This window comes from Streptomyces sp. NBC_00212, from assembly GCF_045206365.1.
Lineage (GTDB): Bacteria > Actinomycetota > Actinomycetes > Streptomycetales > Streptomycetaceae > Streptomyces.
The window spans coordinates 8,509,326-8,527,011 of record NZ_CP108115.1 but is presented as its reverse complement, the minus strand read 5'-3'; the positions used below and the strand labels follow the sequence as shown (position 1 = coordinate 8,527,011).

The window sequence follows — 17,686 nt, the reverse complement described above, 5'->3', positions numbered from 1 at the left end:
GTACTCCCTCCAGCTCGTTCGACAGGTCGGTCGCCCACCTAGTGATCATCAACGGATTTGCCACACGAGAGGGCCGCGGACGCGCAGAAGGCCGCTCCGGCCGTCGGAGCGAGGGCCCGAACTCACGGACCCACAGCGGGAGTTCGGTTCTGCCCAAAGGGTCGGACTCTAGCCAAGCCGGGCATGCGCCACTGGAAAATGCCAGAACTCTCGCCACCGAATGCCACGGTGCGTAACGTCGCCGTCACCGCCGCACGCTCGTTCCGGCGGCCCGAACACATCCATGCGCCGCGCCGGGAGGGGGTTCCGCGTGCCCGGAATCGACGAGTGCCTGCTTGAGGCGATGCTGCTGCCCGGAGCGCTCGGGGCCGGCGTGGTCGACTGGGCCAGCGGACTCGCCCTGGGCTCCATCGGCGACTCGCCCGGCGGCGACCACGAGGTCACCGCCGCCGAGACCGCAGAGCTGGCACGGACGGCCGCCGAGCACCCCGACTTCGGCGCGTCCCCCTCGGGCGGCGGCGAAGACCTGCCGGCCGTGGGCCCGCCCGCGACGGACCTGCCGGTCGAGGACCTGATCATCACCACCCGTACCGCCTACCACGTGCTCTGCTTCGTCGAGACGGCCTTCGACAGCAGCGTCTTCCTGCACCTGTGGCTCGACCGCGAGGAGGGCAATCTCGCCCTCGCCCGGCTCCGGCTGCGCGGCCTGGCCGAACGGCTGGTGCTGTGATGAGCGCGGCGATGGACAATCCGGCAGGACCAGCTACTCGGGCGCGAACGCCCGTCTCCCCCATGCTCGTCCGCCTGGTCGCCGAGCGGGCCACCGGTGCCCTGCTGCGCGACCGGGGCACCCTGTACCTCTGCGACGGCCAGGTGGTGCACGCGGAGAGTCCCGCGGCGCCCGGCATAGACGTCCTGCTCACCACCGCCGGACGCCTGCGGCCCGAGGGCTGGCGGGAGGCCGTCGACCGGGCGGGCCCGCGCCGCCGGGTCGGCCGGTTCCTGGTGGAGAGCGGCCAAGTCGGCGACGGCGAGCTGGAGATCTGCCACCTCGGCGCACTGCACGACGCGGCGTTCTTCGCACTGGCCCCCGGCAGCGGCCCCACCCGATTCCGGTACGGGGTGGCCCACTGGATCGGCCCGGTCAGGCCCGTGCCCGCTGCGGCGGTGGAGCGGGAGGCAGCCCGCCGCAGAGAGCTCCTCGACAGGCTCTGGCCCTGCCCGGACCTGGACACCGCCCCCGTGGTGCGCAGCCGGCGCCGCCCGGACGCCCCGCTCACCCCGCGCCAGCGGGCGGTGCTGACGCGGGCCGACGGGGCGCGCACCCCGCAGGACATCGCACGGGCACTCGGCCGCCCCGCGTTCCACACCCTGATCGACGTGCGAAGGCTGGCGGCCGTCGGGGCCGTCGAGACCCCGCGCGCCCGCACGCCGCCGCCGGACCCCGTCCCCGCATGGTTCGCCCGGATGTCGGCGGAGACGGCCGATCCCGATGTCGCGCTGCTCCGGCGACTGCGCGACGCACTGGAGGCCACGCTGTGATCCGCGCACTGCGGCAGCGCGCCGAGAGGAGACAGCTGATGGCGGCGGAAGCACAGGTCGCTGAAGTCCTCGAAGAACTGCGGAGGTTGAGAGCCAGACTGCCCCAGCTCACCGGAGCCCTCGCGGCGAGCTCCGACGGCTTCGTTATCGCCCAGGACGGCACCCCGCAGGCCGCCGAAGGCATCGCCGCCCTCACCGCCGCCGCACTCGGCGTCGCCCAGCGGCTGACCGAGACCACCGGTCAGGGCGGCTTCCGCGAACTGGTCGTGCGCGGCGAGGCGGGTTACCTCGCCACCTACGCAGCAGGCTCCACCGCCGTACTCACCCTCCTCGCGGACCCCCGCGTCAACGTCGGCCGGCTGCACCTCGAAGCACGCCGTTCCAGTACGCGCGTCGGCGAGCTGATCGACGGCGCCCTCGACCGGCAGGAGACCCCATGAACGGCACCGGCACACCCAGCCGGAACAGCCCCCGAAGGAAAGGAAGCACAACGCCGATGACCAACACCGAGACCACCCTCAAGGAAGCGATGACCGTGATCGAGGGCAGCCTGGGCGCGGCCCTCGTCGACTACAGCAGCGGCATGGCGCTCGGCACCCTGGGCGGCGGCAAGGACCTCGACCTGACGGTGGCCGCCGCCGGGAACACCGATGTGGTGCGCGCCAAGGTGCGGACCATGGAGATGCTCGGCCTCAAGGACGAGATCGAGGACATCCTGATCACGCTGGGCGGCCAGTACCACCTCATCCGGCTCCTCAAAGGCCGCGGCAACAGCGGCCTGTTCCTCTACATCGCGTTGGACAAGAAGCGGGCCAACCTCGCGATGGCCCGCCACCAGCTCAAAAAGATCGAGAACGAACTGGAAGTGTGAACCCCGGCCCTCCACAGGCCCGTTCAATGACGCCGCGCCCCACCGGGCGCGGCGTCACCCGCACCGAGCCCGGTCACCCGCAAGCCCCACGCCTCATGCATCTCTTCATCGGAGGTCTGGCACGGCGAAGCACGCATGGTAGAAGGCCGTCATCCACCCATGATCGAACACGTCGCTCCACATGCGCGGGGGAACAAGGAGCAAGGCAGACCCAGGTCAGGGTGCTGTCACAGAGGGTGCCGAACAGCGAGCCTGAGCTGTTGCAACTGATCGAGGACGTCCTCACCCCCCTCGATCAAGGTCCCCTTGGACCGGAACACCGCGTCACTGGTCAAACCGCTTGCCCGGCTGCCCTCAGGTCGTCCTCAGTTCCCTGTCACGGCCGTCACGCTCACTGATGCCACTGCCGCCACTCCTGCTCCGCACGTTGGCATACAGGACAAGCAGCGACGCCATCACCGTGAAGGCCAGCGTGATGATCACCGACCAGGTCGCCACATGCCCGTAGCCTCCCGGCTCGCGGGGGTCGAGAAAGTCGTACGGATACCAACCGGCACTCGGCCCGCGCAGCAACGAGTAGCCAAGGTAGAGCAGCGGAAAAGCCAGCCACGGGAGAGACCTGGTCCACGAGATACGGCGCAGCGGAGGGCGCAGAAGCCAGTCGGCGAGGAAGACGGCCGGCATGACACCGTGCACGACGTCGTTGGCCCAGATGATCGTGTTCGCGTCGATGGTTCCGGCCAACAAGGTCCAGTAGACCGCTCCAGTGATCACGAGGTAGAGGGTGGCGGCGCCGCGCAACAGGTCGGGGACGGGGCGGGTGACGCGCAGCAGGGCCAGCCCACCGGTCAGCAGGACGGCGGCGCCGAGCAGGTTGGAGAGATTGGTGAAGTACGAGATCCAGTTCGCGGCGCCCTCGTCGGTGTGCGCTGCTCGGTTCAGCGAGGCGGCGAGGGCGGCGACGGCCAGCAGAGCAAGCCCCGCCTTGACCGACCCTTCCAGCCTGGTGCTTAGTGACATGGCCTGGATGTTACTTGTATGTAGATCGGCGGATAGCTCGGCAGATCGCCTTCGCCGCACTGATCCCCACACCCGGGTCTGCGCCTTCCATGTCTGCACGTCTGCGCGGAGGGGCGCCTGGGGCCGCTGTCACGCCGGCTGAAGGCGTGGGTTGAACTTCGTGTTGGTAGTGGCTCGGAGGGGCCCGTTGCGGCGAGTGCGTCGCCGTCGAACCGGGGCCATCGTCTGGAATCGAGCTAGCGACTGAGTGCCTCAGCGGTGACGGCCGCGCGGATCACAAAACACCGTTCGCCGCATCGCGGAAGCGGCGGCGCTCTGCCTCACTCACCACAGCTGGCGCTCCTCACGGTCTGCGTCCAGGGCGTCCTCGGTGTACTCCACGAGCCGGGCCGCCAGGCCGACGTACTCACGGCGCCGCAGCTGCGCGGTCGCCAGGAAATCGGCCCGCCGCACAGCTCACAGCGCCTTCGCGGCCTTCACCGCCTGGTCGAAGTACACGATGGCCTCCGGGTCCTCGCCCGACGGCTGCTCACGACGCAGCGCCGCGTACGGCGCCAGCGTGTGGATCTGGCAGCGCAGCACCCACGGCACTGGGTGGTGCTCGCTGCTGAGCCGGTCAGGGAGACCACGGGCCGACTGTGTCCAGGACCTGGCCCGCCTTCTGGCAGCCGCTGTCGCACACGCACGTCGGTCGCGCGCCGCGTGAGTCATCCAGGTGCGCAGCGTGTGCCGCCAGTCGGCGCTCTGAGGCCAGGCGGGAGACGTCTAGTAGTACTCCGTTAGGTCTTCCTGGCGGGCCTGTTCGGGAGCATGGTGGGTGGGTGGACGCACATGAAGTGATGCGTGTTCGGGCGAAGTTGGCGTTGTTCGTGGCGGATGTGTTCGCCTCGGTGCCGCGCAAGGACCAGCGGGCCAAGAGCGACTGCTATCTGCGGGGACTGATGACGGATGGTCGCCGCAAGTCGATCCAGGCGATGGCCGGCCGCCTGCCGGACGGTAACGAGCAGAACCTGCAGCAGTTCGTGAACCAGTCGACCTGGGACCCGGTGCCGGTACGACGGCGCATTGCTGAGCGGATGGTGCCGCAGGTCGTCCCGGATGCGTGGGCGGTCGATGATGTGTCGTTTCCCAAGGACGGGAAGATGTCGGTGGCGGTCGCGCATCAGTACTGCGGGGCTTTGGGCAAGCAGGCCAACTGCCAGGTCGCGGTGAGCGTGCATGCGGTCTCCGACACCGCGTCCTGTCCGCTGCAGTGGCGGTTGTTCGTGCCTCAGGAGTGGGTGGACGATCCCGAACGGCGGCGCAGGACCGGGATACCCGAGGAGCTCGGGCACCGGGAGAAGTGGCGCCTGGCCCTGGACATGCTGGACGAGCTGGCCGGATGGGGGTTGTGCCCGCCGGTCCTGGTGGCCGACGCCGGTTACGGCCAGAACGCCGACTTCCGCGACAGTCTGGACACGCGGGGCATCGGCTATGTCGTGGCCGTCCGCTCGGATATGGCCGTCCACCCGCACGACGCCAGGCCGGTCACGCCGCCCTGGTCGGGCAACGGCCGCAAGCCGCAGCCCCGCTACCGGGACAAGCCGTCCCCGGTGGCCGCGCTGGCGGCCGGCCGGGGACGGCAGGCCTTCACCGAGATGACCTGGCGGGAAGGCTCCCGCGGACCGATGCGCTCACACTTCCTGGCGCTGCGGGTGCGGCCGGCCGGGGTCCGGGCCCGCCGCCTGGTCCAGGCCGCCGCCACCGCCCAGGAGGGAGTCTGGGACGGGGTCCTGCCCGAGGCCACTCTGCTGGTCGAGTGGCCCGAAGGCGCCGAAGCGCCCACCGACTACTGGCTGTCCAGTCTGCCCGCCGACACCGTGTCGGCTGAACTGGTCCGCCTGGCCAAGATCCGCTGGCGCATCGAGCACGACTACCGGGAACTCAAACACGGCCTCGGGCTCGACCACTTCGAGGGACGTTCCTGGACCGGCTGGCACCACCACGTCACCCTGGCCACCGCCGCCCACGCCTTCCTCACCGAACAGCGCCTGGCCCCAAAAGCCGATACACCGGACTCACCCTCTACCAGATTCTCGACATCATCCAGGACCTGCTGAACTGCTGGACCGGCACCTGCACCACCTGCCACCGCCCCCTGCCCGGAACACCCACCACCAGCCAGAACCCAAGAGCCAGAACGACCTAACGGAGTACTACTAGCCGTGGTCGCCGAGGCCCGTAGGACTGCCGTCGACATGGGGGCCGCCTCGCCACTGCGCCCAGCTGCTCGCTGCGCAGCCGCCAGGCCGCCTGCACCATTCGGAACGTCTTCGCCAGGATCGACGCCACCTGAACACCCATCACTCCGCCTCGACCAGCTGATCAGCACCTGTCTCTCCCTGCGAGGGCGTACCGCACCAACAGTTGCCGCCCGGAACTGATGGGCCGCGAACTCGTCTGGGTCGTCGCGAAGCCCGCTCAGTTGTAGTACCACTCATCGGGCATGTCGTCGTTCTCCTCGTAACCGTATGCGGCACGGACCGTGGTGAGGAGCACCGGATGGATTGCCTTGGCGGTGCCGGTGAGCTGTGCGAACAGCGACTCCATCTGCTCCTTGGTCTCCCTGTACCATTCATCGAACTCGGACCTGGCGGGCCCATTCTGCAAATCGGTGTTCCGTTTCACTCCATGGGCAACTTGGTCCGTAATGGTGGTAATGAGGTTAGCTTTAAGAGCATCGAGCGCTGCGCCGTCGTTCCAGGTTGGAGTACCACAGTTCGCAAGTGTCGTTCTCACTGTCGTGGAGAAGTCTCCATAGCGAATTGAGTTGGGGTCCTGGCCCGCGGCGTTGAGCGGTTCACCGCTCGTTGCCGATCGGAAGCGCCTGTTGTCTCGGAGTTCTTTTGCCAGTACTACCGCTTCACGTAGTTGATCGATCTGCACGTCAAAGTTCCACTTGCCCACGCTCTGCTTCGCGGTAAGTCTTTTATTATTTCCTTCGAGCAGCGCGATGCGGGCGGTGACTCTTTCGACGAGAGCATCGCCAGCCTCCAGAGCCAGGGAGTCGAGGGCATTGAAGATGTGTTCGCCCTGCGCATGGCTGACAGGCGCACGCTGGACAACGGCGCCTGCACGTTGCACCGCGGGCGTGACGGCGCGTTGTGCCACCGCCTCGTGGCGAGGCCCGGCCCCTGACATGACCCGTGTCGCGTTGGCCTCTGCTTCCCGTTCGAACCGGTCGGAGGGGTCCGAGACCTTGAGCCCCGATCCGTTGTCGGTGCCGGCGACGGGCCCCTGACGTTGTTGGATGACGTGAGTCAACTCGTGGGCCAGCGTGTGCTTGTCGGCTCCGCCGTCGCCGATGACGACATGGCTGCCCGACGTGTAGGCGCGGGCGCCGACTTCGGCTGCCGATGCGCGAGCCGCGCCGTCGTTGTGGATGCGGACGTCCGAGAAGTCGGCGCCGAGTCGGGATTCCATGTCCGTACGGGTGGCTTCGTCCAGAGGCTTTCCGCCGGTGCGTTGGACGTCGTGGACGGCGGAGCGCTGTACAGCGGGCTGTTCGGCTTGCTGGTGACCACAGCCGGAGCCGTGCTGGTGCTGTTCGGGCTGGGCCCAGGCGTGGCCGGCCCGGCGCAGCATCTGGACGACAGCCGCGTTGCCTGCGGTGCTTTGCAGGGCGAGGAGGCCGGCAGGTACGCCACCGGCTGGGGTAGGGGCCTTGGCTGGTGTACGGTCGGAATTCCTGCTGTCTGTGGTGTGCGCGTCGGCGTGCATCGGTCCCTTCCCGGACGGCTGAGAGCAGGGGTATTCAACCCCGGGGCTCATGAGGCCTCGGGACCTTTCCAGGCGGCGCAAACGTTTTTCTAACGCCAGGTGTAGAACGGCATTAGCGTGACAGCCAAATTCTCTGGCCAACGGCCTTGTTCTATAGCCTTCGTGCCAGATCGAGGCCCTGCGAAAAGCCGTCGCCGGCTGACCGGCTGCCTGGCAGTCACTCGATTTGTGTGGGTCTCGGTGTCGGCGAGGCGGGCGAAGGACGCGTCCACGACAGCGATCACCACTATCGGCCCCAAGACCGTAGACGCGCCAACGCCCGTCGGCCCGCGAGCCACACGACAACACGAGCGAAACAAGGATCTCGGCGGACGGTTTTTCCCGCTCCTGGCCTCGATCGTCCGCCGTACACCATCAGCTGCCACCACCAGCCACTGCATCATCGCCACACCGGAACAACACTCGCGCCCGACGCAGGTCGGCACGTCACAGGGGAAACAGACCTGCCCAGCACATTCCGCAGCCTGCCCCGCACGCCGACCGCTCCTCCGGCGGCCGCGAACGCGGGACACCGGGAGCGCGCTTCGGCGCCGGCCGTACTGCGTCCCGTCACGGGGACCGGGGCCTGTCCCACACACTCCATTCCGGCGCAGGCTGGCAGGAAGCCTAATCCGGCCGGGGCGGCCATCTACAAAGGCAAGCTCGCAGGCCGCCGCCCTCTACCAGGACCGCGACGGGAACTTGGAAGTGCCCTACGAGCACCTCGAAGGGCGTACCCGCTGGGGCGGTGGCTGTCGGATCGACGGCGCGAACAGTGACCCGTGCTCGATGTGGGAGAGCGCATCGGGGACCCCGGCCGGCGGCGCGCCCGCGGCCCTGCACGACTTCCACGACTTCGGGCTCCAGTGATGGAGGTCGGCCTGAAGCGCCGACCGTATGCTCGATGACCTCGAACTGCCCCAGCCCCCGGGTGGCCAGGCCAGCAGGGGGCGTGGCCTGTTGGCATCTGTCAGCGGCGGTCTTCGTAGTTGGTGAAGTAGCTGACGACGATAAGGATGCCGAGAACGCCCCCGCCGAGGAGGGCTAGGACCGTCCCAATCCCCTTTCCGTCCATCACGCCGCGCACGCCGCCGGCGAGTCCGCCAACAGACATGCAGATGCCGAGGACGAGGGTCTGTGGACTTTGAGGTCTCAGCCAGTGCCGCAGGCTCGGGCGGCGTCGCCCGCGCGTGGGTGGGCCTGCGGAGTGCGTCATTGGTACTTCACCTTTCCCGGTTCTGCCGGGGCGTCCACATGGGTGTCGCCCGGGGTCCTTGGCTGGTTGGGCGAGTAATAGAAGTCGATCCCTGTCGCGACCACGGAGACCGGCACGCTGAATATTTTCGTCCCGACCTTGCCGATCGTGTTGATGAACGTGGGGCGGTGGTGTTTCCCGGTTACGTTGCCCAGGAGCGAGCCCTTGGCGAGACCCTTGCTGGCCTCGCCGCCGGCTGCGGACGGAGAGCCGCCAATCGCGCCCTGTATCGCGCCGTTGACGTCTCCGTGCAGCGCCGCTTCGACGCCGCCCATCCAGGAGCGGTAACTGAGGAATTCGGCAATGGGTTTGATGGTGCCGCTGCCCCACTTCGCAGGCGGTGTGTAGTCCACCGAATCCGTCTTGGACTGCTGTGCCTGCTGGGCGTCGGTCTTCGCGTCCTGGAGGGAGTTGTAGTACGTGCTGCCGAACTTGTGTTTGTCCTTGGTGAGTTGCGCCAGGCCCCAGGAACAGGTCGAGTCCGCTTCCGCCGCCCGGCCGAGGATCGCGTCGATGCGCCGCTGCAGGGCGTCCAGATCGTCCTGCGTCACCACCTCCACGGGGTCGCCGTGGGACATGCGGCGGGGCTGGACGCTGCGGGTCAGGGTTCCGCCGGCCAGGATCGTGATTCCGGCGGGTGGGTTCTCGTAGAGGTTCTTGAGGTCGTCCCGGGCCGCCTTGATCTGGTCGTGTGCGGAGCTCAGCAGGTTGGCGATGCTCTCCGCCTCGGTGACGGTATCGGTGAACTCGTCGGACACGCGGACCACGAACGGCTTGGTGACGGTGGCGTTCTCGCCCTTCCACTCGGTGCCCTGAGCCAGGCTGCGCATGCTCCCGGCCTCGGTGGCGACCTTCTTCAGCAGGACCGCCATGGCGGCCCAGTCGTCGGCCGCCGACTGGAGCGGTGAGAGTTTGATGTGGAGAAGCTCTTCGAAGGTCGGCACCGGCCCCCCTGCCATTCCCGGCGTCGCCGCCGTCGTCGATTGTTCCGAAGAGTCCCCTGGTTTGCTCAGGAATCCCTCCGCCCGCACACCCCTTACAGGGGTCACATGACGGGACCTTCCGCCTTCCGCACGTGAGGCACGTCGGAACTTGAAGTGGGTGGCGGCACGTCCAGGTACTCGGAGATCTTGGAGACCCGCAGCTGCGCGCCGATGAACTGGTCATCCTGATTCGACGACGTCACCGAGTAGTCGAGATGGTCCGAGATCTGGGCGCAGGCGTCGAGCAGCACCTGAAGCTGCCCCTGCCAGCCCTCACCCGCCTTGGCCAGGGCGCCACCCGTGCCGAACCCGTCGCCCTCCAGGCTCTTCGCGGCGGCCTCGGTCGCCTGCTGAGCGTGCTTGCCCGCACTCGACAGATGCTGGTGCAGCAGGAAGGCTGCGTGCCCGATCTTCCCCATGTCGTCGTACTTGAGGACCAGGTCCGCACCATCGGGCGACGGCCCGCCAGGATCCATGCTGGGCACACTGCCCAGCCGCACCTGGGCCTTCGCCTTCAGCACCGCCCACTCCTGATCGAACGACATGCCCCACACCCCGTCAAATGGCTGATCAGACGAGCCTACCCAGGGGTGATCTCAAGGATCCGTCAAGATGAGACGGCCCGTAGGAGGGGTGCGTCACAAGGCTTCAGCCAGCGGGCAGGTCGGCCTCGACGGCGGGCGGGGGGCCAGCGCGGTCTTCCGCGAGCATCACGCTGTCGTGCGGCCAGCCGTCGAGGGGCTGGACCGAGATCCGCCGGTCCTGTCGACGTGCTCCGGCTTTGGCGAGTGCCTCACGGGCCACGGTCGTGCACGGCCCGTCGGCGAAGACCGCCTGCAGTCCGGCGTCACTGTGGGCGGCAACCGCGATGAGCAGCCGGCTCTTCTTCACCGTGACCGTGAGATGGATGTCGGGGTCGTCGACCAGGGGATGGTGGGCGGCCTGAACGCTGTGCCATCCGCCGAAGGCGGCCGCCCGCGCTGCTCCGTCGCTGCCGACGGCCGCGTTGCCGTAGTCGAAGTAGGCGGTCTTCACCGACGCCTCGGCGCCCTCCTCGGGCGTCCGGCACGTGGCGCACACCAGACCGTGACCCCGGCCCTGGCGCCAGTCGACATTCCCCCCCCGTCGCCTTCGGTGTGGGTCTCCCCGCAGCGCAGACACCGTGCAGGACGCGGACCGGTCTTCGAGGCGCGAGCCAGCAGGCGGATCGTCGGGGCCGGCGAAGGCGAGGACCCGGACGGGCCGGTATCAGGGCACTGGGCAAGGAGCAGGCGCAGTACCACCTGGCCCACTTGGGGGCGCTTCGTGAGCGGTGCGTGGGGCACATGGAGTAGTCGGCGGGGATCGGGCGCTGTCAACGGCGAGAGGGCACAGCCAATGACTGCGCCCCCATGAGGCCCGGAGGCCCGCACATCAGATGATCCAGATGTGTCAGCCGTAGGTCTCGACCCACATGTTGAGGGCCCCGCCGCCGCCCGCCGAGCAGTTCAGGACCGAGGCCCACTCCTTACCCATGGAACGGCCGCCCTCCGAGCCCTCCATGCCCGTGTGAACGCCACCGACGTTGGCACAGCTGCCGTGGACCTTCCAGCGGCCGTTGCCGCTGTCGCACCAGCCGATGCCGTTTCCGTTGTTGTCGGTCCAGGCGTGGCAGTTGGACGCCGCACTGGCCGACGGCGCGGCAAAGAGCATCGCTCCCGCCACCACAGCCAGCGCGGCGGACGTGGTTCCTGCGAAACGCAGACGTGACATGACAACTCCCGTTTTGTCTCGTGTGAGGTGTTTCCGCTCGGCCGTACGCACGCCGCTACTCAGCAGGCGGCCAGGCACGAGGAGTGGACCGCTAGTGGTCGGCCAGCGCTCCACACAACCGTATGCAGCAGGGTGCCCGCCGAGCGTCAGCCAGCCCTTCCCGCGCATCGTCCCGTCCCCGTCCCGGCCCGTGACCTGCGACTTGGGACGTCCCGCCCTGCCGAAGTGGGGACAGTCGGGTCGCCGGGGCAGCCGAGTCACAGGCATACGTAACGGGTCTGGAGAAACCATCAGCCTTCGAATGACTCAGGCCTCGGCCGGGGAAGCTGTACCGGAGCCGGTCGGCCGGTGACCGATATCCGGTGCGCGGTGCGTCCCGTGCGCCGCGTAGTAGCTGCCCGAACCGTGGTCGTCGACGACCGCTTCCGCCGCGACCACTTGCTGACGCCCGTGCTCGCCGGAGCGGCTGTTCTGCCACGTCCATGGTCGCTCCAAGGCGGCCGCACAGATCATTCCGGGCTGACCGCACTCGTTCGTCGCCGCGCTCACCTCGGACCGCACCTCGTGGACGCAGGTCCCGGACGCGGCCCGGCTGGGGCCCGCCGACGACGCCGCGGCCGTCACCGCGGACCAGCTCCGGCAGGTGGCCAGGCGGCTGATCGCGGCCGGGCAGTGGCGGACCGGCGACCGGGACATGCTGATCGTGATGGACGCCGGCTACGACGTGATGCGCCTGGCCTGGCTGCTGCGGACCTGCCCGTTGAGCCGGTCGGACGCCTGCGCTCGGACCGCTCCCTGCGGCTTCCGGCCCCGCCTCGCGTTCACCAGTCCAAGGGTGGCCGGCCGAGCGGGAACGGGATGCGCATCCAGGTCAGCAGCAGGTCGAGCGCGAGCAGCACACAGAAGCCCGTGTCCACGCCGATCGGGCAGACGTAGGAGAAGTTCCCGAGACCCTTGTGCAGCGCGAGCTCGCGGACCGCGGCGTACGAACCCGCGAAACCGATCCCGGCGATCACCACGGCACCCGCGACCACCACCCCGACCAGAACCCGGTGCCTCCGTGTCAGCTGAGCGGGGTAGCCCACCGAGTATCTCCTTGCCGCGTTGGGCGGTTCACTGTGGTGCCTCGGAGTTGAAGATCCATCCACACTTTCCCGACGAGTTGGTTCGCCTCAGGCCGTTGAGGCAGATCGGGCCCGCCGGGCGGGATCATCTGCCGAGCTGGGTTGGACCGAGGAGCGGCAGCTGGCGCACGGTCACTGCAACTGCCTCCTGCACTGTGGCGAATTCGCCAAGGTCGTGGGTGACGATGCCCCTGTGGCTAGGGCGTCTTCTTTTGGGTCCTGGCGCGAATTCCCTGAAGGCGATCACGCTGCTCGTGCGTAGGTCACGGTGCGTGAGCGTCGGGAGGCCGCGACGAGCAGGACGCGTTTTCTCAGCAACGGGAATCCCGCACGTCCTGCCATCTGCCGCTTCAGCATCTTGAGGTCGCTGACGCGGCCTTCGACGACACCCGAGCTCCAGTCGCTGGTGAAGCCGACGGTGACCGCGTCCAGGTCGGTAGTCAGTCCCTTCGCGAAACCGGTAAGGCCGGGCAGCCCGCTGGTGCTGACTCCTCGATCCAGGCTGGCAGTTCGGTGGCCTGGCGCATTTGGAGCATCTTCCCGAGGACGCGGATGTGTCCGTGGGCGGTGGCCAGTTCGGGGCATGCGGCGAGCGTGAGCTTGAGCTGGCGGGTCTCTTCCTCACGCAGCTTGTCCGGGTGGCGGGTGAGCCAGCCGGTCACCTGGCGGACCGTCGGTGGCCGCAGTGGTGGCTCGGGAGGTGCCTCGCGGGGCGGGAGGTGCGGCTTCGCGCAGGGTGGAGTAGCTGCCGTCGAAGCCCTGCTCGTGGAGTTCGCGTTGGAGGTCCTTGATCATCACGTTGCCGGTCTGCCACCGTTGCCGCAGGTAGTCGGCGTGCGGGTCGAGAGTGCTGGTGCGGCGCGGCCGGAGGGTGACCCGGTCCTGCCGGCGGGCGGCACGCACGTATCGCCGCACCGTGTGCCGCCCCAGCCCGGCCAGTGCGCGATCGCCCGGATCCCCGTCCCGGCATCGAACAGGTCGTGGACCTGGTGCCAGCGGGTGCGGGCGAGTTCCGCGGCGCGCTGGTGCGCGGCGGGGAATGCCTCTTCACCGTCACGGACGTCGGCCTGCGCTGGCCCCAACTCCGGGGGCCATGGGGGCAGACAGCGGCGATGGACAGTCACACAATGCTCGGTCGCCTTGCCGAGGTTGTTTCAAATGTGCCACTTGTCCGCGACCTGGGTCTCGTCCGGAGCTGCGGTGCGGGCCGCTTCGCTGTAGGACCCGGACCTGTCCCGGCAGATGATCTCCACCCCGGGGTGTGCGGTCAGCCAGCGGGCCAGAGGTCCGGCTTCACGGCCTTGGAGCATGTCGATCGGCACGTGCGTCTCCGTGTCGACCAGCAGCGTTCCGTAGACCTGTCCTTTGCGGGTCGCGAAGTCGTCCACCCCCAGCACCCGCGGCGTGGCGGCGGGCGGGTCGGGCAGGGCCATCACCAGCCGCAGCAGCACCGACCGGTCGACCGGAGCGGACAGTACGTCGGTGAGTCTGCCCCGGGCCCGCCCTGCGAGCGCGACCCCGACTGCCTCCAGCAGGGTTCGCAGCAACGGTGTCCGGCGGCTGTAGAAGAAGGTCAGCCCCTCGACCTGCTCGGCGAACGTCACCCTGGTGCAGCCGGAGTTGTCACAGAACAACGGCTGTGCCTGCATTGGCTACGCGTTGCCACCCTCTGAAAGGATCAGCGAGCCCCGTCTGGCTGCGCGTCCGCAGCCTCGAAAGGACCCGATGCACGCCAACGAACAAGCCCCGACCTCTGACAGCAAGCAGCGTCTCCGCTCGCCCGCCAAGACCCAGACTCCGGGAGGCGGCTTACCCTTGGGCCTCATAGCGCTTCAGGCGAGTGCCGGTAACGCAGCCGTCGTGCAGATGCTGCGCCAGACCGGCCACGAGTGGGCCCAGGGCCGGCACCAGCACAGTGCCGGCTGTGGACACCAACAGACCGAGCAGCCCCAGGTGCAGCGGTCTGCCGTGCATGACGTTCTCCGATCGGGCGGCCGCCCCTTGGACGACGCCACCCGCACCGACATGGAAAGCCGTCTCGGGGCGGACTTCTCCGCTGTCCGCATCCACACGGACAGCGCGGCCAAGGCATCCGCGGCCGAAGTCGGGGCACGTGCCTACACCTCTGGCAGTCACGTGGTGATCGGTGATGGAGGCGGTGACAAGCACACCCTCGCCCATGAACTGACCCACGTGATCCAGCAGCGCCAAGGCTCCGTGGCCGGAACCGACAACGGAGCCGGGCTCAAGGTCTCGGACCCGTCCGACCGGTTCGAGCGTGAAGCCGAAGCCAACGCGACCCGGGTGATGTCGACGGCCGGGGTTCAGCGGCCGGCCGCGTCAACGTCGAGTACGGGAACCGGCCGTCAGGCGTCGAGTGGGCCGGTGCCCGACGCGGCGGCGGTGCAACGCACGATCAAGGTCACCGCTGACGGCTACGCGCAAGCCAAAGGCCTCGAGAACAAGGACGCTCTCACTCGTCCGCAAGTCATGGAGTACCTCAAGGTAGCCGTCTTCGACGATTATCGAATGGCAGCCCAGTACTCGAAAGATGGCGATGCTTCCCTGAAGGCGAGATTCGAGGCGGTAATCAGCTCTCAAGGAAACGGTGTCGCCGAGCTCGACCTCCTGATCGCGGAAGTCAACAGCGTGATGGAACGGGACGTCCCCGCAGAATACCGCGCCAACAAAAACACCCGGTACCACGTAGACCCGCAAGGGGGGTATAAGCATCAGTCTCTCGGCGTCAGAGATCCATGGGCGAACGACGAAGCGATGTGGGACCAGTTCGGGCAAGGGCTCGGGCAGCACGCCCAGGACGCCACGGAGACGGTCGGCCGTGTAGGGAATGATCCGCTCAAGCAGCTCACCTGGGACCAAGCCAAGCGACTCCTGCCCAGGCCCCTCATAAACTTGATCTTCGACGTCCGATTCCAACTCGAGAGCGGCGCCCTGATCGACGAGCGGACACCAAATCAGCTGGCCAGACAGGATGCCACCCCCAATGAGCCCGGCACACTGCGGAGCTGGCACCAGGACGACACAGGCCGACTCCCCTCCCACGGTGCCGACCACCGCACAGGAGCCACCCAATTCAGCGACCAGGTCCCGGCAGAAAGCCTCGCCCTCCACGACCACTACAACGACCACTCTCAATCAGGCACAGGATCCGCGATCCAAACTGCCGCAGGTTTTCCCCGTGGCTTTGCCGAATACACTGGCACCGGATCCAACTTCGAGCACAACACCAAGGTCGTACTCGACTACATCCAGAAGCGCGTTTACCTGACTTTGACGCACTATCAGTACTGGGGCCTTGCCCAGGCAAACGGACGCTCGCACTTCATTCCGTCCGGCACCCAAGACGCGGCCCAGGCAGCAGGAATCATCACCGGGAAGATGCCAGGCCTCAATATTCCCGCAGGCACGCCCTACCAGCTCATGAACCCCTGGGTTCAAATCCTGGCATAACCGGCACCACCGCAGCAGAGCCACCCCGGCCGTAGCCTTCCAGGCTACGGCCGACCCTTACGCGGCCGTAAACCCCCGCCTCGCTTGGGACTTGGCCTCGCGTAGCTCGGCCTGGGCGGGCTCGCTGCACTCCTTGCTGGCTTCCCGGCTCCGCCTCCACGCCCTGGCCTGCCACACGAGCCGGTCTGGCTGTGAAGAGGAGGGGGCCGGGGGCCCTCCGGGGCACTGGCCCGGCGGTGTGGGACCTTGCATGGAACCCGTACGTTCCGTGGCCGAACTTGCCCTGTTCTGCCACCATTTGGACGTCCGCTGTCAGATCCCCGAGGGCGGGCGGTTCCGGTGAAACCGGGGCCACCCGCCTCGCATCTCACAGCGGGTCCGGTCGCGACCACTCGGGGGCGAGCACCATGAGTTCCGAAATCTACTTCTCCAACAACTACCGGGACCTGTGCGATCAGCACGGCACCGGAGCCGGCTTCCAGTTCGAGTTCCACTGCTCACGCTGTTTCGACACCTGGCGATCGCCGTTCGAGAACTTCACCGCGGGCCGCATGGCGAGCTGGCTGTCCAGGGGGGTGACCGCGGCGTGGAGCGTGATCGGCGGGCGGGCCGGCAGCGGCATGTCGAGCGCCGCTGACGGGCTCGCCGGCGCCAGCTGGGGCGGCACCCGCGAAGCCGCCTTCCAGCGGGCGGTCGACACGGCGCGCGGACACTTCAACCGCTGCGGACGGTGCAGCAGTTACGTGTGCGACCGCTGCTGGAACCCAGAGCACGGCCTGTGCCTGAACTGCGCTCCCGACACAGCAGCGGAGGCCGAGGCTGCCCGCAGGCGGGGCATCAACGACATGGCCTCGCAGCAGGCGTACGCCCAAGGGCAAGTGCAGGGCAAGGACTACGACCCCACGGCCGCTGGTGTGCCCGCAATGCCAGGCCGAAACACGCGGCGCGCCGTTCTGCGCAACCTGTGGGCACCGCCTCGCCCTGCAAGCGCACTGCGCCTCCTGCCAGGCCGTGGTGCCGGACAACTCGACCTTCTGCCCATCCTGCGGCGCCAGGCGCTGACATACCGCCCCGGCCGCTTCCGCCCGGCCTTGCCGCCAAAAGACTCCAGGCCGTCGGCCGTCCATCCCGCCACCCCTGCCGGTGACTGGCCCGCCTGCTGGAGACCTGCGGTGTCCGGGGGCGCCCACAGGGGTATGCACCGACCCCCCTGGCACGCCGCACCCGCACCCACCCTCACCGGGACCGCCCCCGCTACAACCCCGGCGCCGCCTGCTCGTGGGCGCAGGACACCGGCATCGCCCCGTCCGTCGTAAGCGCCTGCCGCCAACAACTCGGCCGCTGAACGACATTGGCCAACCCGTAAGACCTCGACCCGTCTCCGTCGTCCTGTGCGAGCCATCGCCTGCCTTCGATGCTTCCCCGCCCCAAGACGGGTGAGCTCACCAGCACCAGCGATCCAGGAGGGCTCCATGCCGACATGCCCCACGATGCGCGCGTTGCTGGCCGGCGCGCTGGCTGTTGTCGCCCTCGCCTTCGCTGCGGCGCCGGCCTCCACCGACTCCTCCGTCGACCAGCGCGCCAACACCTGCCGGCCCGAGGGCGGCATCGCGTGCGCGTACGGACTGGTCGTCACCTCCTGGCGCCGCACCGGATCCCTACAACGCGCCGTGAGCTGGATTTACGCCACGTGCAGCCCCGCGAACACCAACAACCTGGCCCGCTGGTGGTACCGGGCACCCGGCGACCAAGCCCGCGTGGGCGGGGCCCGGCGCCGCGGCACGAGCGTCCAGTCCTGGACGGAGATCACCTAGGGCTCCGCGGCCACGGCCACACCGGGCCCGTCATGCCGGCCGGGACACAGGTCTGC

Annotated in this window: 21 protein-coding genes and 2 pseudogenes; 10 read left to right on the top strand and 13 right to left on the bottom strand. The window is 68.4% G+C overall.

Going from position 1 to position 17,686, the window contains the following annotated elements:
• The first annotated feature begins 310 nt into the window (after positions 1 to 310).
• Genes OHA17_RS39120 through OHA17_RS39105 form a run of 4 tightly spaced genes read left to right on the top strand, consistent with a single transcriptional unit; the run spans position 311 to position 2,413 of the window.
• Positions 311 to 730, top strand: coding sequence for a hypothetical protein (locus OHA17_RS39120; protein WP_406510505.1), 420 nt, complete (start codon positions 311 to 313; stop codon positions 728 to 730).
• Positions 730 to 1,542, top strand: coding sequence for a transcriptional regulator (locus OHA17_RS39115; RefSeq protein ID WP_406510504.1), 813 nt, complete (start codon positions 730 to 732; stop codon positions 1,540 to 1,542). Before OHA17_RS39120 ends, OHA17_RS39115 begins: the two co-directional genes overlap by 1 nt.
• A 38-nt stretch (positions 1,543 to 1,580) precedes the next feature.
• Positions 1,581 to 1,982, top strand: coding sequence for a roadblock/LC7 domain-containing protein (locus OHA17_RS39110; protein WP_406510503.1), 402 nt, complete (start codon positions 1,581 to 1,583; stop codon positions 1,980 to 1,982).
• 56 nt (positions 1,983 to 2,038) lie between these two features.
• Entirely contained in the window at positions 2,039 to 2,413 is a 375-nt protein-coding gene (locus OHA17_RS39105) for a hypothetical protein (RefSeq protein ID WP_398880700.1), read from the top strand.
• 354 nt (positions 2,414 to 2,767) lie between these two features.
• On the opposite strand, the gene OHA17_RS39100 is transcribed toward OHA17_RS39105, so the two are convergent.
• The 3 genes from OHA17_RS39100 to OHA17_RS39090 form a co-directional block, all read right to left on the bottom strand.
• A complete protein-coding gene (locus OHA17_RS39100) occupies positions 2,768 to 3,433 on the bottom strand; it encodes a Pr6Pr family membrane protein (protein WP_406510502.1) in 666 nt (221 codons plus the stop codon).
• Positions 3,434 to 3,757: 324 nt separating this feature from the next.
• On the bottom strand, positions 3,758 to 3,886 hold the full coding sequence (locus OHA17_RS39095; RefSeq protein WP_406510501.1) for a hypothetical protein: 129 nt from the start codon (positions 3,884 to 3,886) through the stop codon (positions 3,758 to 3,760).
• Positions 3,887 to 3,889: 3 nt separating this feature from the next.
• A complete protein-coding gene (locus OHA17_RS39090; protein ID WP_406510500.1) occupies positions 3,890 to 4,015 on the bottom strand; it encodes a hypothetical protein in 126 nt (41 codons plus the stop codon).
• A 239-nt stretch (positions 4,016 to 4,254) separates the two neighbouring features.
• On the opposite strand from OHA17_RS39090, the gene OHA17_RS39085 reads away from it, so the two are divergent.
• A complete protein-coding gene (locus OHA17_RS39085) occupies positions 4,255 to 5,532 on the top strand; it encodes an IS701 family transposase (protein ID WP_406503276.1) in 1,278 nt (425 codons plus the stop codon).
• A gap of 361 nt (positions 5,533 to 5,893) precedes the next feature.
• Here the strand turns inward: OHA17_RS39085 and OHA17_RS39080 are convergent, their stop codons facing one another.
• Positions 5,894 to 7,192 carry a DUF4157 domain-containing protein gene (locus OHA17_RS39080; RefSeq protein WP_406510499.1) on the bottom strand — a complete coding sequence of 433 codons (1,299 nt, stop codon included), beginning with the start codon at positions 7,190 to 7,192 and terminating at the stop codon, positions 5,894 to 5,896.
• Between the two features lie 747 nt (positions 7,193 to 7,939).
• Here OHA17_RS39080 and OHA17_RS39075 point away from each other — a divergent pair.
• On the top strand, positions 7,940 to 8,101 hold the full coding sequence (locus OHA17_RS39075) for a hypothetical protein (protein WP_406502983.1): 162 nt from the start codon (positions 7,940 to 7,942) through the stop codon (positions 8,099 to 8,101).
• A 100-nt stretch (positions 8,102 to 8,201) separates the two neighbouring features.
• Here the strand turns inward: OHA17_RS39075 and OHA17_RS39070 are convergent, their stop codons facing one another.
• From OHA17_RS39070 to OHA17_RS39050, 5 genes are all read right to left on the bottom strand, one after another.
• Positions 8,202 to 8,447, bottom strand: coding sequence for a hypothetical protein (locus OHA17_RS39070; protein ID WP_406510498.1), 246 nt, complete (start codon positions 8,445 to 8,447; stop codon positions 8,202 to 8,204).
• Positions 8,444 to 9,430 carry a hypothetical protein gene (locus OHA17_RS39065; RefSeq protein WP_406510497.1) on the bottom strand — a complete coding sequence of 329 codons (987 nt, stop codon included), beginning with the start codon at positions 9,428 to 9,430 and terminating at the stop codon, positions 8,444 to 8,446. The genes OHA17_RS39070 and OHA17_RS39065 overlap by 4 nt, the downstream gene beginning before the upstream one ends.
• A 101-nt stretch (positions 9,431 to 9,531) precedes the next feature.
• Positions 9,532 to 10,014, bottom strand: coding sequence for a hypothetical protein (locus OHA17_RS39060; protein WP_406510496.1), 483 nt, complete (start codon positions 10,012 to 10,014; stop codon positions 9,532 to 9,534).
• Between the two features lie 103 nt (positions 10,015 to 10,117).
• Positions 10,118 to 10,549 (bottom strand): hypothetical protein, encoded by a 432-nt coding sequence (locus OHA17_RS39055; RefSeq protein WP_406510495.1) that lies wholly within the window; start codon positions 10,547 to 10,549, stop codon positions 10,118 to 10,120.
• A gap of 351 nt (positions 10,550 to 10,900) precedes the next feature.
• Positions 10,901 to 11,221 (bottom strand): hypothetical protein, encoded by a 321-nt coding sequence (locus tag OHA17_RS39050; protein ID WP_398881954.1) that lies wholly within the window; start codon positions 11,219 to 11,221, stop codon positions 10,901 to 10,903.
• 451 nt (positions 11,222 to 11,672) lie between these two features.
• Here OHA17_RS39050 and OHA17_RS39045 point away from each other — a divergent pair.
• Positions 11,673 to 12,079: pseudogene (locus OHA17_RS39045) on the top strand (transposase); the annotation flags it as partial.
• On the opposite strand, the pseudogene OHA17_RS39040 reads toward OHA17_RS39045, so the two are convergent.
• The 3 genes and pseudogenes from OHA17_RS39040 to OHA17_RS39030 all read right to left on the bottom strand — a co-directional run.
• Positions 12,061 to 12,306 (bottom strand): annotated as a pseudogene (locus OHA17_RS39040) (DUF2637 domain-containing protein); the annotation flags it as partial. The pseudogenes OHA17_RS39045 and OHA17_RS39040 sit on opposite strands and share 19 nt — an antisense overlap.
• A gap of 660 nt (positions 12,307 to 12,966) precedes the next feature.
• Positions 12,967 to 13,248 (bottom strand): hypothetical protein, encoded by a 282-nt coding sequence (locus OHA17_RS39035; protein WP_406510494.1) that lies wholly within the window; start codon positions 13,246 to 13,248, stop codon positions 12,967 to 12,969.
• Between the two features lie 251 nt (positions 13,249 to 13,499).
• Positions 13,500 to 13,994 (bottom strand): transposase, encoded by a 495-nt coding sequence (locus OHA17_RS39030; RefSeq protein ID WP_406510493.1) that lies wholly within the window; start codon positions 13,992 to 13,994, stop codon positions 13,500 to 13,502.
• A 76-nt stretch (positions 13,995 to 14,070) separates the two neighbouring features.
• Here OHA17_RS39030 and OHA17_RS39025 point away from each other — a divergent pair, with 76 nt between their 5' ends.
• Positions 14,071 to 15,816 (top strand): DUF4157 domain-containing protein, encoded by a 1,746-nt coding sequence (locus tag OHA17_RS39025; RefSeq protein WP_406510492.1) that lies wholly within the window; start codon positions 14,071 to 14,073, stop codon positions 15,814 to 15,816.
• Between the two features lie 454 nt (positions 15,817 to 16,270).
• Here OHA17_RS39025 and OHA17_RS39020 read toward each other — a convergent pair whose 3' ends face one another.
• On the bottom strand, positions 16,271 to 16,516 hold the full coding sequence (locus tag OHA17_RS39020) for a hypothetical protein (protein WP_406510491.1): 246 nt from the start codon (positions 16,514 to 16,516) through the stop codon (positions 16,271 to 16,273).
• 212 nt (positions 16,517 to 16,728) lie between these two features.
• Here OHA17_RS39020 and OHA17_RS39015 point away from each other — a divergent pair, with 212 nt between their 5' ends.
• The gene (locus OHA17_RS39015) at positions 16,729 to 16,878 is read left to right on the top strand and encodes a double zinc ribbon domain-containing protein (RefSeq protein ID WP_406510490.1); all 150 of its coding nucleotides are present in this window, start codon (positions 16,729 to 16,731) and stop codon (positions 16,876 to 16,878) included.
• A gap of 410 nt (positions 16,879 to 17,288) precedes the next feature.
• Positions 17,289 to 17,630 (top strand): hypothetical protein, encoded by a 342-nt coding sequence (locus OHA17_RS39010; protein WP_406510489.1) that lies wholly within the window; start codon positions 17,289 to 17,291, stop codon positions 17,628 to 17,630.
• The last annotated feature ends 56 nt before the right edge of the window (positions 17,631 to 17,686 follow it).

Excerpts from the sequence above, each read along its gene's own strand:
- OHA17_RS39115 (WP_406510504.1), top strand. The coding sequence starts at position 730 with ATGAGCGCGGCGATGGACAATCCGGCAGGACCAGCTACTCGGGCGCGA.
- OHA17_RS39110 (WP_406510503.1), top strand. The coding sequence starts at position 1,581 with ATGGCGGCGGAAGCACAGGTCGCTGAAGTCCTCGAAGAACTGCGGAGG.
- OHA17_RS39105 (WP_398880700.1), top strand. The coding sequence starts at position 2,039 with ATGACCAACACCGAGACCACCCTCAAGGAAGCGATGACCGTGATCGAG.
- OHA17_RS39100 (WP_406510502.1), bottom strand. The coding sequence starts at position 3,433 with ATGTCACTAAGCACCAGGCTGGAAGGGTCGGTCAAGGCGGGGCTTGCT.
- OHA17_RS39080 (WP_406510499.1), bottom strand. The coding sequence starts at position 7,192 with ATGCACGCCGACGCGCACACCACAGACAGCAGGAATTCCGACCGTACA.
- OHA17_RS39070 (WP_406510498.1), bottom strand. The coding sequence starts at position 8,447 with ATGACGCACTCCGCAGGCCCACCCACGCGCGGGCGACGCCGCCCGAGC.
- OHA17_RS39060 (WP_406510496.1), bottom strand. The coding sequence starts at position 10,014 with ATGTCGTTCGATCAGGAGTGGGCGGTGCTGAAGGCGAAGGCCCAGGTG.
- OHA17_RS39050 (WP_398881954.1), bottom strand. The coding sequence starts at position 11,221 with ATGTCACGTCTGCGTTTCGCAGGAACCACGTCCGCCGCGCTGGCTGTG.
- OHA17_RS39030 (WP_406510493.1), bottom strand. The coding sequence starts at position 13,994 with ATGCAGGCACAGCCGTTGTTCTGTGACAACTCCGGCTGCACCAGGGTG.
- OHA17_RS39025 (WP_406510492.1), top strand. The coding sequence starts at position 14,071 with ATGCACGCCAACGAACAAGCCCCGACCTCTGACAGCAAGCAGCGTCTC.
- OHA17_RS39010 (WP_406510489.1), top strand. The coding sequence starts at position 17,289 with ATGCCGACATGCCCCACGATGCGCGCGTTGCTGGCCGGCGCGCTGGCT.